Raw genomic sequence first — 12,210 nt, forward strand, 5'->3', positions numbered from 1 at the left:
ATGAGCGACAACACCGCGATGGCCGAGGAACGCGAAGAGCGCCTGCGGCTGATACGTGACAGCGCCGCCTCACTGGTGCCGCGCGGCGGCGACCTGGGCCGGGTGCGCCAACTGCGCTTCCAGGCGCAGGGCATCGACCGTGACGCCTGGAGCGAAGTCTGCGCCATGGGTTGGCCGGGCCTGCGCCTGGGCGAAGAACAGGGCGGCAGCGGCCTGGGCATGGCCGAGTACGCGGCGCTGCTGGAGGAGCTGGGACGCGGCCTGCTGCCCGAGCCGTTGATCGAGGCGAACCTGGTGGCGCCGCTGCTGCCCGTCGCCGAGCGCGCCGCGCTGCTGGCCGGTGAGCGGCTGATCCTGCCCGCCGGAATCGGCTACGAAGCTGGCGCCGCCTTGCCGGTGCTACGCGACGGCCAACTGCGTGGCGAGATCGCCCACGTTGCTCTGGGTGCTGCCGCCGATGCGTGGCTGGTGGCCTGCAACACTGGCCTCGCGCTGGTACAGCGCAATGCCGAGGGGCTGAGCGTTCACCAGGAACCGACCCAGGACGGTGGCCACCTGGCGCGCCTGCGGTTCGATGGCACGCCCGCGCAATTCGTCGAAGCTGCACCCGCTGCCCTCGATGAATCGGCACTGGCCTGCGCCGCCTACCTGGTGGGGCTGATGGACGCAGCCTTCGAACAGACCCGCGACTACCTCGGCGTGCGCCGCCAGTTCGGCCGCGAGATCGGCAGCTTCCAGTCGCTGCAGCACCGCATGGTCGACCTGAAGCTGCAGATCGAACTGGCCCGCGCCATCGTCGGCGAGGCGGCCACCGCGCTGGACGAAGGCGCACCGGCCCCGCAGGTGCAGCGCCTGGTGTCCACCGCCAAGGTGCGCGCCGCCGAAGCGGCCATGCTGGTGACCCGCCAGGCGATCCAGCTGCACGGCGGTATCGGCTACACCGACGAGGCTGACATCGGCCTGTTTCTGCGCCGCGCCATGGTGCTGCTCAACAGCCAGGGTTCGCTGGCCTTCCACCGGGCGCGCTACATCGCCCTGCTGCAGGCGGAGGTGGCGTGATGAGCGAGATGCTGCTGCAGGAAACACTCGGTACGGTGCGCCTTCTGCGCTTCAACAACCCAACGCGGCGCAATGCGCTGTCCCCCGCGTTGCGCGCCGAGCTGCTCGAAGCGCTGCGCGAAGCGGACGCCGATCCCGCCGTGCGCAGCGTGGTCCTCACCGGTTCGGCGGACGTCTTCAGCGCCGGTGGTGACCTCAGCGACATGCACGTCACCGACCTCAACGCCGGCCGCGTGCGCATGCAGAAGAACGCCGACCTGATCCGCCAGATGCTGCGCATGGGCAAGCCGATCATCGCCGCCATCGAAGGCTGGGCGGTGGGCGCCGGGCTGTCGGTGGCGCTGGCCTGCGACAGCCTGGTGTGCGGCGGCTCGGCGCGTTTCGCCGCCGGCTTCGGCAAGGTCGGGCTGCTTGCCGACCTCGGCCAACTGCACACCTTGCCGGCGCGCATCGGTGTCGGCCGGGCGCGGCAGGTGCTGATGTTCGGCCAGGTGATCGACGCCGAGGAAGCGCTGCGCATCGGCCTGGTGGACCAGCTCTGCGCACCGGGTGCCGCGCTGGACGCCGCTCTTGCGCTGGCCGCGAAGGTCGAGCAACAGGCGCCGCTGCCACTGGCCATGACCAAGGCCCTGCTGGCCGATGGCCTGGAGCTGCTGCTCGAACGCGAGGGCGATTTCCAGAGCCAGCTGTTCCTCAGCGCCGACCATGCCGAAGGCAAGGCGGCCTTCCTCGACAAGCGTTCCCCCGTTTTCAAAGGCCAGTGAGCCGAGGACATTGAAATGACCGATTACAACGCCCTCGAAGATGGCGAGTTCCGCCGGCTGGTGCGCGACTGGGTCGCCGCCAACTACCCCCAGCGCATCCGCAACCCGGCCCACCGCCTGGGCCGCGACGACACCTGGGAGTGGTACCAGGCACTGTCGAAACAGGGCTGGCTGTGCCCCGGCTGGCCGGTGCAGTTCGGCGGCATGGGCCTTTCTGCCGGCAAGCAGCTGATCATGATCGAGGAGATGGAAAACTACGGCTGCGCGCGCCTGCCCGACAGCGGCATCACCATGCTCGGCCCGCTGCTGATCCGCTACGGCAGCGACGCCCAGCGCGAGCGCTTCCTGCCGCGCATCCTGAGCGGCGAGGACATCTGGTGCCAGGGCTACAGCGAACCCAACGCCGGCTCCGACCTCGCCAGCCTGCGCACCGAGGCAGTGCTGCGTGACGGCGAGTGGGTGATCAACGGCCAGAAGACCTGGACCACTATGGGTACCGAGGCCAACTGGATCTTCGTGCTGGCGCGCACCGAGCGCAGCGCCAAGGCGCAGCAGGGCATCAGCTTCCTGCTGGTGCCGATGGACAGCCCCGGCGTCGAGGTGCGGCCGATCCTCAACCTGGAGCTGCAGGGCGAATTCTGCGAGGTGTTCTTCAACGACGTGCGCGTGCCGCAGGAGAACCTGGTCGGCGCGGTCAACCATGGCTGGGGCATGGCCAAGGCGCTGCTCGGCTTCGAGCGCATCTTCCTCGGTTCGCCCAAGCAGGCCACCTTCGCCCTCGAACGCCTGGTGCGCCTGGCTCGCCATCAGGGCCTGTGGGACGACCCGGTGTTCGCCCAGCGCTTCGCTGCCCTGAGCATGGACCTGGACTGCCACAAGGCGCTCTACGAACGCTTCGCCGAACGCCTGCGGCGCGGCGAGGAACTGGGCCCGGACGTTTCCCTGCTGAAGATCCACCAGTCCGAGCTGTACCAGCGCATCAGCGAGCTGGGGCTGGAGATCGCCGGCGCGGATTCGGCGCTGCTCAACCCCTTCGCCGACGATCCCGAACTGCACCCGGCGGGCATCTTCATCCAGTCGCGGCCGACCACCATCTACGGCGGCACCAACGAGATCCAGCGCAACATCCTGGCCAAGGCCGTGCTCGGCCTGCCGAGCTGATCTGCGCGCAACGAACTCCCCGATTGAACGAACAGTAAGGAATTAGCGATGACCCAACGACTCAACGAAGGCAAGGTAGCGATCGTCACTGGCGCCGGTGGCGGCATCGGCCGCGAGATCGCCCTGGCCCTGGCCGACAGCGGCGCGCGGGTGCTGATCAACGACATCGGCGTGTCCCTGCAGGGCGAGGGCGGCTCGGCTTCCCCGGCCGAGGAGACCCTCGGGCTGATCCGCCAGCGCGGCGGTGACGGCGCCATCAACACCGACAGCGTGTCGGACTGGGACAGCGCCCGGCGCATCGTCTCCAGCGCCATCGACGCCTTCGGTCGCGTCGACATCGTGGTGAACAACGCCGGCATCCTGCGCGACACCATCTTCCACAAGATGAGTGCCGAGGACTGGCTGTCGGTGATCAACGTGCACCTCAACGGCAGCTTCTTCGTCAGCCGCGCCGCCGCCGAGCACTTCCGCGCGCAGAACAGCGGCACCTTCGTGCATATGAGCAGCACCTCGGGGCTGATCGGCAACTTCGGCCAGGCCAACTACTCGGCGGCCAAGCTGGGCATCGTTGCGCTGAGCAAGTCCATCGCCCTCGACATGCAGCGCTACAACGTGCGCTCCAACTGCATCGCACCCTTCGCCTGGAGCCGCATGACCGACTCCATCCCGGCCGAGACGCCGGAGCAGAAGGCGCGGGTGGAAAACCTCCAGCGCATGACCCCGGACAAGAACGCGCCGCTGGCCGTTTACCTCGCTTCCGACGCCGCCAGTGCGGTCAACGGCCAGGTGTTTGCCGCGCGCAACCACGAGATCTTCCTGATGAGCCAGAGCCGCCCGCTGCGCAGCGTGCACAGCGACAACGGCTGGACCCCGCAGAGCATCGCCGAGCACGGCATGCCCGCGCTGCGCGGCAGCTTCATGGACCTGGCGCGCAGCCCGGACGTGTTCTCCTGGGACCCGATCTGAGCCACCGGCCCTCCGCGCGTCGACGAGCGCTCCACCGACCTGATCATGCGCAACCCGCGCCATACCGCGCGGGTCACCCACGGCGCGGTGAATCGGGAAGTGCGGGGCATCGTGGCGCGCGGCGGCGCCACCCGCGCCTGCAGGGCAGGCCCGCCGGCCGACTCACGGCGCGGCGCCTTCAGGAGCGGCGCCACCTCACCTGAAGAAGAGATACAACAATGAAGAATCTTCCCGTACGGGCGCTCGTTTCGAGCTTCGCCTGCCTGCCCCTGTTCGCCCACGCGGACTTCATCGCGGACAGCAAGGCGAACCTGGAACTGCGCAATTTCTACTTCAACCGCGACTACCGCCAGAGCAATGCGGCGCAGTCTAAATCCGAGGAGTGGGCGCAGGGCTTCCTGCTGCGCTACGAGTCGGGCTACACCGAGGGCACGCTGGGCGTGGGCGTCGATGCCCTCGGCCTGCTGGGGATCAAGCTGGACTCCAGCCCCGACCGCACCGGTTCCGGCCTGCTGCCGTACTCGGCCAGCGACAAGCGCGCCGCCGACGACTACAGCTCTCTCGGCCTGACCGCCAAACTGCGTGCCTCGAAAAGCACCCTGAAGGTCGGCACCCTGCTGCCCAAGCTGCCGGTGGTGCAGTACAACGACACCCGCCTGGCGCCGCAGACCTTCCAGGGTGGCCTCGCCGAGGTCAACGAGATCGACGGCCTCAGCGCGCAGCTCGGCCAGCTGCGCCAGGTGAAGCAGCGCGACTCGACCAACGCCGAAGACCTGTCGATGACCCGTGGCAACAAGCGCAACATCGTGCTCGGCAGCCACACCAGCAGCGACCGCTTCAACCTCGCCGGCGGCACCTACCGCTGGACCGACAACCTCACCACCAGTTACCACTACGGCGGCCTGGAAAACTTCTACCGCCAGCACTACCTGAGCGTGGTGCACACGTTGCCGATCGCCGAGGGCCAGTCGCTCAAGTCGGATATCCGCTGGGCGCGCTCCACCGATGATGGCGGCAGCAACGTCGACAACCGCGCGCTCAACGCGCTGTTTACCTATCGCATCGGCGGCAGCGGCTTCGGCGTCGGTTACCAGCGCATGTCCGGCGACACCGGTTTCGCCTACCTCAGCGGCACCGACCCGTACCTGACCAACTTCGTGCAGATCGGCGACTTCGCCAACAAGGACGAACGCTCCTGGCAGGCACGCTACGACTACGACTTCACCGGCCTCGGCCTGCCCGGCCTGACCTTCATGACCCGCTACCTGCAGGGCGACCACATCGATCTGCTGAACGGCCAGGGGCGCGGCAAGGAGTGGGAGCGTGACACCGACATCGGTTACGTGGTGCAGACCGGCCCGCTGAAGAACCTCGGCTTCAAGGTGCGCAACGGCGCCTTCCGCAGCGACTTCGGCAACGACATCGACGAGACGCGGGTGATCGTCAGCTACCAGATGCCGCTCTGGTAATCGGGAGTATGGGGGGGCGGTTTGGCCGGAATCACTCCGCCTGTGGCGGGAATGTCCCTTTCAGTAAAAGTCTGAACCATGATTCACTGAATTTCATGCAGTGAATCCGGATTCAGACCATGGCCTATCGACATTCCCCAGCGCGGCTGCAAAAGGACGGCGAGCTGCGCGAACGCATCCTTAAGCTGGCGTTGGCGCGTGTCGCCGACGGCGGTTTCGCCGCATTGACCATGCAGACCCTGGCCGATGCCGCCGGCATCGCCACCGGCAGCCTGTACCGCCATTTTCGCGGCAAGGGCGAACTGGCCGCCGAAGTCTTCGCCCGTGCCAGCCAGCGTGAGGTCGACGCCCTGGCTGTGCTGCTGAACGCTCCCGGCAGCGCCGCCGAGCGCCTGAGCCGGGGCTTGCGGCAGTTCGCCACGCGGGCCTGGGGCAGCCGGCAACTGGCCTTCGCGCTGATCGCCGAGCCGGTCGATGCGGAAGTCGACGAGCAGCGCCTGATCTACCGTGAAGCCTATGCCGAGCTGTTCGCCACCCTGCTGGAGCAGGGCATCGCCGCCGGCGAATTCCAGCCGCAGCCCGTACAACTGAGCGCCGCCTGCCTGGTCGGCGCCATCGCCGAGGCCCTGGTCGGCCCCCTCTCGCCGCCGGCCCGCGCTGTGCGGGACGCCGGCCACTCCAGCGTTTCCCTGGCGGACGTCAGCGACGCTCTCGTGCATTTCTGCCTGCGCGCCGTCGGTGCGCCAACGCCTGCCCTGTCCATACCTGCTACGGAGGACCAGCCATGATCCCGCACCAATACGCCGAAACCCACGAAGTGACCAACCAGGTGCCGCCGCTGGATGGCGCCAACCTCTACCGCATCGACGTACCGCTGCAGGAGTGGGTGCGCCGCTACGGCGGCGGCTGGGCCGAGCAGAAACTCGACGCCTATGGCGCGCTGGCCGGCGGGCCGCTGATGGCGGCGGGTTTCCTCGCCAACGAGAACAAGCCGGTGTTCAAGTCCCACGATCGCTATGGGCACCGCGTCGACCTGGTGGAATTCCACCCGGCCTACCACGAGCTGATGCGCGCGGCCATCGAGGCCGGCATCCCGTCCATGCCCTGGACCGACCCGCGCGCCGGCGCCCACGTCGCCCGCGCCGGCCTGAGCTACCTGCACAGCCAGGCCGAGGCCGGTACCGGCTGCCCGCTGACCATGACTTTCGCCAGCGTGCCCGCCCTGCGCCTGCAGCCGGACATCGCCGAGAAGTGGCTGCCGAAGATCCTCTCCACCCAGTACGACCCGCGCAACCTGCCCATCGAGCAGAAGACCGGCGCCACCATCGGCATGGCCATGACCGAGAAGCAGGGCGGCACCGACGTGCGCGCCAATACCACCCGCGCCTACCCGGTGGGGATTCCCGGCCCGGGCCAGGCCTACGAACTGGTCGGCCACAAGTGGTTCTGCTCGGCGCCCATGTGCGACGCCTTCCTCACCCTGGCCTATACCGACAAAGGGCTGACCTGCTTCCTGCTGCCGCGCCACCGCCCGGACGGCAGCCGCAACGAGTTCTACATCCAGCGCCTGAAGAACAAGCTGGGCAACTGGTCCAACGCCTCCAGCGAAGTGGAATACCGTGGCGCGCTGGCCTGGATGGTCGGCGAGGAAGGCCGCGGCGTGCCGACCATCATCGAGATGGTGGCGCTGACCCGCTTCGACTGCATGGTCGGCTCCAGCTCGCTGATGCGCCAGGCGCTGACCCAGGCCGCGCACCACTGCGCCTACCGCCAGGTAGGCGGCCGCGTGCTGGCCGAGCAGCCGCTGATGCAGAACGTGCTGGCCGACCTCGCCCTGGAAAGCGAAGCCGCGCTGGCCCTGACCCTGCGCATGGGCCGCGCCCTGGACCATCTGCACGACGAGCAGGAGGACAAGTTCGCCCGCCTGGTCACCGCCGTGGGCAAGTACTGGATCTGCAAGCGCGCCCCCGCGATGATCAACGAAGCCGCCGAATGCCTCGGCGGCGCCGGCTACGTCGAGGACACCATCCTCCCGCGCCTGTACCGCGAAGCGCCGGTCAACTCCACCTGGGAAGGCTCGGGCAACGTGCAGTGCCTGGACGTGCTGCGCGCCCTGTCCAAGGAACCGGGCGTGCTCGATGCGCTGTTCGCCGAACTGGGCGATGGCCACGGCGACGCGCGACTGGCCGCGTTCATCGGCAACCTCAAGGCATCCTTCGCCGACACCAACGACATCCAGTACCGCGCCCGCCAGCTCACCGAAAACGTCGCCATCGCCCTGCAGGCCAAGCTGCTGCTGGAGGCCGGCAACTCGGTGGTCTCCGATGCCTTCATCGCCAGCCGCCTGGATGGCGGTGGCCGCGTCTACGGCACCCTGCCGCGCGGAGTGGATGTGGAGGCGCTGGTGGCGCGGGCGACGCCGCACCTGGCGTGAGGTCGAAGCGGCGGGGCGTGTGCGCCCCGCCGTTCAGCCCAGCAGGCGCTTGCTCAGCAATTGCTGGAAGTCGCGCCGCCCGTCGATCACCAGATAGACGTGAACTGTCTTGTCACTGATGCGGTAGATGACTCGGTACGGTTTGAAGAACACCTGACGGTATTCCTGGATACCCAGTTTCATCAGTTCGCGAGGATGGGTTCCGCGTTGTGGCTGTTGGCGCAGATCGCCGATGGTTTGCAGCAACTGGTCGAGTACGTAATCGGCGTTTTCAGGGCAATCGAAATCGGCGATGTACTCGTGGATGCTTTCCAGGTCCCGCTCCGCGCCACGGGTGATCCGGACCAGGTAGGTATCGCGGCTCACGGTTGCTGGCGGCGCTTGCGCAGGCGCCCGGCCACATCCTCGACCGAGCTGGTTTCACCTGCCGCGATTTCCTGGTTGCCCAGCGCAAGCACCTTCAGCAGGGCCAATGTCTCCTGGGTTTCCTCGTAGGAGCGCACGTCCTGGATCACGGCTTTGGCCTCGCCGTTCTGAGTGATGATCAGGGGTTCCCGTTGCTCGCCGAGTTGCTTGAGTACCTCGGCGGCATTGGCTTTCAGGTAGCTGATGGGTTTGACCTGGCTGGAGTAGCGCACGGTATTTGCCTCTGAAGCAGGATCGAATTAAGACTTTATAAAGTCTGGATGCTGCATGGTGTCGCTGGTCAGCCGGAAGATCAAGGGCGAAATCTGTCATCCCTTTCTGTCATGGAAGTAGGCAAGATGGAGTCGATCGTTCAGACAGGATGCCAACCATGACTCTCTCGACTGGCGACGAGTTCTTCGTCGCCCAGACCGCCGAAGAGGCCGTCGATCAACTGGCCGCATTGCATGAGCGAGCCACCGGTGCCTTGAGCCAGGCGCTCAAGCGCTACCTGAAGGAGCGCACGGCGCCCGATGCCGGGCAGCGCGCGCTGTTCCGCTATCCGCTGCTGCGTCTGACCTACCTCTGCCAGGGCGAGGTGCCCTCGACCACCCGCGCCTTCGCCAAGGTGCAGGTGCCGGGCAACTACAGCGTGACCATCACCCAGCCGGCGGCCTTCCGCAAATACCTGCTGGAGCAGCTGCGGCCGCTGATGGAGGACTTCACCGTGCGGGTGGAGGTCGGCCCCAGCCAGCAGAACATCCCCTATCCCTACGTGGTCGAGCAGGGCGACGAACTGGCCGGTTCCGGCGTGACCGCCGCCGAGCTGGCGCGGGTGTTCCCCAGCACCGACCTGTCCGCCACCTCCGACGGCATCGCCGACGGCCTGTACCAGTGGGAGAACGCCGACCCCATGCCGCTGGCGCTGTTCGACGCCGCGCGGGTGGATTTCTCCCTGCGCCGCCTGGTGCACTACACCGGCAGCGACTGGCGCCACGTGCAGCCGTGGATCCTGCTGACCAACTACCACCGCTACGTCGACCAGTTCATCCACGCCGGCCTGGCGCGCCTGCGCGACGATCCGCGCTTCGTGCGCATGGTGCTGCCGGGCAACGTGATCATCGAGCGCGGCATGGACGCGGGCGAGGCCAATGCCATCATCGCCGGCGTCGAATGGCACCGCTTCCAGATGCCGGCCTACCATCTGATCGCCAGCGACGGCGACGGCGTGACCCTGGTGAACATCGGCGTCGGCCCGTCCAACGCGAAGAACATCACCGACCACCTGGCCGTGCTGCGTCCGCACTGCTGGCTGATGATCGGCCACTGTGGCGGCCTGCGGCAGTCGCAGACCATCGGCGACTACGTGCTGGCCCACGCCTACATGCGCCGCGACGGCATCCTCGACCGCGTGCTGCCGCCGCACATCCCGATCCCGGCGCTGGCCGAGGTGCAGGTGGCGCTGCAGGAAGCCGCTGCGCTGGTCACCGGCGAGCGCGGCGAGGACCTCAAGCGGCGCCTGCGCACCGGCACCGTGCTCACCTACGACGACCGCAACTGGGAACTGCACTGGGCGCAGGAACGGCCGCTGATCAACCTGGCGCGGGCCATCGCGGTGGACATGGAAAGCGGCACCATCGCCGCCCAGGGCTACCGCCTGCGGGTGCCCTACGGCACGCTGCTGTGCGTGTCGGACAAGCCGCTGCACAGCGAGATCAAGCTGCCCGGCGCGGCCACGGCCTTCTACCAGCGGGCGGTGAGCCAGCACCTTTCCATCGGCATCGCGGCGGTGGACCTGCTGCGCACGCAGCTGAATTCGCTGCACTCGCGGAAGCTGCGGAGCTTCGATGAGCCGCCGTTCAGGTAATGGAAGCGGCATTGTGACCCCATGACGCGCCGTTCCTGTAGGAGCCAGCTTGCTGGCGATCCCGTACTTGCCGGCAACCACGGAGTGGCCTGGCACGACTGATCGCCAGCAAGCTGGCTCCTACGAAGAGCGGCCTCTTCGAGGCCAAGGAGAAACCCCATGACCGATCCACGCGAAACCCTGGCAGGCCGAGTCCTTCCCCTGCTCGACCTGACTTCCCTGAATCCCGGCGACGACATGCCCCACATCGTCGACCTCTGCCGCCGGGCCCTGACGCCCTTCGGCGACGTGGCAGCGGTGTGCGTCTATCCGCGTTTCGCCCATGTCGCCCGGCGCACGCTCAACGGCCTCGGCGGGCGCACGGTGCGGGTGGCCAGCGTGTGCAACTTCCCCGCGGGCGATGCGCCGGCGGCGGAAGTGGTAGAGGAGGTCCGCCGCACCCTCGGCGACGGCGCCGACGAGATCGATCTGGTCTACCCGTACCACGCGCTGCTGGAAGGCCGACCGACCGGGGCGGTGGAGCTGATCCGTTCCTGCAAGGCGCTGTGCGGGCCGTACCACGGCCTCAAGGTGATCATCGAAAGCGGCGAGCTGGACGACCCGGAACTGATCCGCACGGCCTGCCGCGAAGCCATCGAAGGCGGCGCCGATTTCCTCAAGACCAGCACCGGCAAGCAGCCGCGCAACGCCACGCCGGAGGCCGCGCAGGTGATGCTCGAATGCATCGCCGAGGCGGGCGGCACGGTCGGTTTCAAGGCGTCCGGCGGGCTGCGCACGCTGGAGGATGCGCTGGTCTACCTGCAACTCGCCGAGCGTCTGCTGGGCAAGGACTGGATCACGCCGCAACACCTGCGCTTCGGCGCTTCCAGCCTGCTCGGCGACCTGCTCAGGCGGCTGGCTGATCAGCAGGTGGAGGAGACGCTGCCCGGTCAGGCCTGATCTGCCGGGGTGCCGGCGCGGCGGGGCGCAGTGCGTCCACGTGCCAGTGTTCGCCGGGCTGCGGCACGCGGAAGCGTTGCGGGTCGACGCCCTGCGCGGCGAGCGCCTCGGCCAGGTCGCGGGGCGGGGCGAACTGGTCCTCGTCGCTCAGTTTGAAGGTGCCAAAGTGGATCGCCATGCTGCACTGCGATTCGAGGATGCCATGCGCCTGCACGGCGTCCGCCGGGTTCATGTGGTGGCGTCCCATGAACCAGCGCGGCTCGTAGGCGCCGATCGGCAGGGCGGCGAAGCGCAGCGGGCCGAAGCGCTGGCGGATCAGCGCGAATTCCGGGCCGAGGCCGCTGTCGCCGGGGAACAGCACCGGCCCGTCCGGCGACTCCAGCACGAAGCCCAGCCACAGGCTGCGGTTGGTGTCGCGGTTGGTGCGCGCCGACCAGTGCTGCACGGGCACGCCGGTCAGCAGCAGGCCCTGGGCCAGCGGCACGCTCTGCCACCAGTCGATCTCCTGCACGTCGCGGCAGCCGCAGGCGCGGATCAGCGCGGCATTGCCCAGGCCGGTGACGACTTTCGCTTCCGGGAAGCGCCGGGCGAGCTCGGTCAGGCTGTAGAGGTCGAGATGGTCGTAGTGGTTGTGGCTGACCAGGATCAGGTCGAGCGGCGGTAGCTGGTCCAGCGTCAGGCCCGGCGGATGGTGGCGGCGCGGGCCGATGAAGGCGAACGGGCTGGTGCGCTCGCCCCACAGCGGATCGGTGACGATGTTCAGGCCGCGATGCTGGATCAGGATGCTGGCGTGGTTGATGTAGGTGACCCGCAGTTCGTCGCCCGTCACCCGCTGCGGCACCTGCGGCGGGCTGGCCGGGCCGGGCTGCTCCACCCAGCGCTGCTGCGCCGCGCGGCTGAGCTGCCATCTGAGGACGTCGCGCCAGCTGTGGTGCGGCCGGGCGTCGACGTTGCGGAAGCGGCGGCCATCGAAGTGATCGCCCGGCGACCCGCGCCAGTTCGGGGTGTAGCGGCCGGCGAGGGTCAGCAGGCTGAGCAGCCAGGGGGGAAGCGGGACGTTCGGCATGCGCGTTCGCTCTTGCGATGGGCTGTTGCTGAACCTAGCATGCCGGGCAGCCTCCCGTAGCTTCCATCCTTTTCCAGTCG

12 protein-coding genes are annotated in these 12,210 nt (G+C 68.1%); 9 read left to right on the plus strand and 3 right to left on the minus strand.

Annotation, left to right across the window (positions count from 1 at the left end; translation table 11 throughout):
• The 7 genes from BLR75_RS11525 to BLR75_RS11555 all read left to right on the plus strand — a co-directional run bounded on the left by BLR75_RS11525 (position 1) and on the right by BLR75_RS11555 (position 7,853).
• Positions 1-1,059: an acyl-CoA dehydrogenase family protein gene (locus tag BLR75_RS11525; RefSeq protein WP_084314206.1), complete on the plus strand. Its 1,059-nt coding sequence runs from the start codon at positions 1-3 to the stop codon at positions 1,057-1,059.
• An 8-nt stretch (positions 1,060-1,067) separates the two neighbouring features.
• Complete coding sequence (locus BLR75_RS11530; RefSeq protein ID WP_169720282.1) at positions 1,068-1,823, plus strand: enoyl-CoA hydratase/isomerase family protein; 756 nt, start codon at positions 1,068-1,070, stop codon at positions 1,821-1,823.
• 15 nt (positions 1,824-1,838) lie between these two features.
• The gene (locus BLR75_RS11535; protein WP_084314204.1) at positions 1,839-2,984 is read left to right on the plus strand and encodes an acyl-CoA dehydrogenase family protein; all 1,146 of its coding nucleotides are present in this window, start codon (positions 1,839-1,841) and stop codon (positions 2,982-2,984) included.
• 48 nt (positions 2,985-3,032) lie between these two features.
• On the plus strand, positions 3,033-3,950 hold the full coding sequence (locus tag BLR75_RS11540) for an SDR family NAD(P)-dependent oxidoreductase (protein ID WP_084314203.1): 918 nt from the start codon (positions 3,033-3,035) through the stop codon (positions 3,948-3,950).
• 218 nt (positions 3,951-4,168) lie between these two features.
• Positions 4,169-5,419 (plus strand): OprD family porin, encoded by a 1,251-nt coding sequence (locus BLR75_RS11545; RefSeq protein WP_084314202.1) that lies wholly within the window; start codon positions 4,169-4,171, stop codon positions 5,417-5,419.
• Between the two features lie 119 nt (positions 5,420-5,538).
• The gene (locus BLR75_RS11550) at positions 5,539-6,207 is read left to right on the plus strand and encodes a TetR/AcrR family transcriptional regulator (protein ID WP_084314201.1); all 669 of its coding nucleotides are present in this window, start codon (positions 5,539-5,541) and stop codon (positions 6,205-6,207) included.
• Positions 6,204-7,853 carry an acyl-CoA dehydrogenase family protein gene (locus BLR75_RS11555; protein WP_084314200.1) on the plus strand — a complete coding sequence of 550 codons (1,650 nt, stop codon included), beginning with the start codon at positions 6,204-6,206 and terminating at the stop codon, positions 7,851-7,853. The genes BLR75_RS11550 and BLR75_RS11555 overlap by 4 nt, the downstream gene beginning before the upstream one ends.
• A gap of 33 nt (positions 7,854-7,886) precedes the next feature.
• Here BLR75_RS11555 and BLR75_RS11560 read toward each other — a convergent pair whose 3' ends face one another.
• Together BLR75_RS11560 and BLR75_RS11565 are read right to left on the minus strand one after the other, a co-directional pair.
• Positions 7,887-8,219 carry a type II toxin-antitoxin system RelE/ParE family toxin gene (locus BLR75_RS11560; RefSeq protein ID WP_084314199.1) on the minus strand — a complete coding sequence of 111 codons (333 nt, stop codon included), beginning with the start codon at positions 8,217-8,219 and terminating at the stop codon, positions 7,887-7,889.
• Positions 8,216-8,491: a type II toxin-antitoxin system Phd/YefM family antitoxin gene (locus tag BLR75_RS11565; protein ID WP_084314198.1), complete on the minus strand. Its 276-nt coding sequence runs from the start codon at positions 8,489-8,491 to the stop codon at positions 8,216-8,218. Before BLR75_RS11565 ends, BLR75_RS11560 begins: the two co-directional genes overlap by 4 nt.
• Positions 8,492-8,640: 149 nt before the next feature.
• On the opposite strand from BLR75_RS11565, the gene amn reads away from it, so the two are divergent.
• Positions 8,641-10,125: an AMP nucleosidase gene (gene amn / locus BLR75_RS11570; protein WP_371858146.1), complete on the plus strand. Its 1,485-nt coding sequence runs from the start codon at positions 8,641-8,643 to the stop codon at positions 10,123-10,125.
• A gap of 159 nt (positions 10,126-10,284) precedes the next feature.
• Positions 10,285-11,064 carry a deoxyribose-phosphate aldolase gene (gene deoC, locus BLR75_RS11575; RefSeq protein WP_084314196.1) on the plus strand — a complete coding sequence of 260 codons (780 nt, stop codon included), beginning with the start codon at positions 10,285-10,287 and terminating at the stop codon, positions 11,062-11,064.
• Here deoC and BLR75_RS11580 read toward each other — a convergent pair.
• Positions 11,012-12,130: an MBL fold metallo-hydrolase gene (locus BLR75_RS11580; RefSeq protein WP_084314195.1), complete on the minus strand. Its 1,119-nt coding sequence runs from the start codon at positions 12,128-12,130 to the stop codon at positions 11,012-11,014. The two genes, deoC and BLR75_RS11580, sit on opposite strands and share 53 nt — an antisense overlap.
• Positions 12,131-12,210 lie beyond the last annotated feature (80 nt).

It is taken from the genome of Pseudomonas jinjuensis (assembly GCF_900103845.1).
In the GTDB taxonomy this organism is placed as follows: domain Bacteria; phylum Pseudomonadota; class Gammaproteobacteria; order Pseudomonadales; family Pseudomonadaceae; genus Pseudomonas; species Pseudomonas jinjuensis.

Bases quoted from the DNA above. Each gene is read 5' to 3' on its own strand.
- BLR75_RS11580 (WP_084314195.1), bottom strand. From the start codon at position 12,130: ATGCCGAACGTCCCGCTTCCCCCCTGGCTGCTCAGCCTGCTGACCCTC.
- BLR75_RS11530 (WP_169720282.1), top strand. From the start codon at position 1,068: ATGCTGCTGCAGGAAACACTCGGTACGGTGCGCCTTCTGCGCTTCAAC.
- BLR75_RS11550 (WP_084314201.1), top strand. From the start codon at position 5,539: ATGGCCTATCGACATTCCCCAGCGCGGCTGCAAAAGGACGGCGAGCTG.
- BLR75_RS11535 (WP_084314204.1), top strand. From the start codon at position 1,839: ATGACCGATTACAACGCCCTCGAAGATGGCGAGTTCCGCCGGCTGGTG.
- BLR75_RS11555 (WP_084314200.1), top strand. From the start codon at position 6,204: ATGATCCCGCACCAATACGCCGAAACCCACGAAGTGACCAACCAGGTG.
- BLR75_RS11525 (WP_084314206.1), top strand. From the start codon at position 1: ATGAGCGACAACACCGCGATGGCCGAGGAACGCGAAGAGCGCCTGCGG.
- BLR75_RS11540 (WP_084314203.1), top strand. From the start codon at position 3,033: ATGACCCAACGACTCAACGAAGGCAAGGTAGCGATCGTCACTGGCGCC.
- deoC (WP_084314196.1), top strand. From the start codon at position 10,285: ATGACCGATCCACGCGAAACCCTGGCAGGCCGAGTCCTTCCCCTGCTC.
- BLR75_RS11545 (WP_084314202.1), top strand. From the start codon at position 4,169: ATGAAGAATCTTCCCGTACGGGCGCTCGTTTCGAGCTTCGCCTGCCTG.
- amn (WP_371858146.1), top strand. From the start codon at position 8,641: ATGCCAACCATGACTCTCTCGACTGGCGACGAGTTCTTCGTCGCCCAG.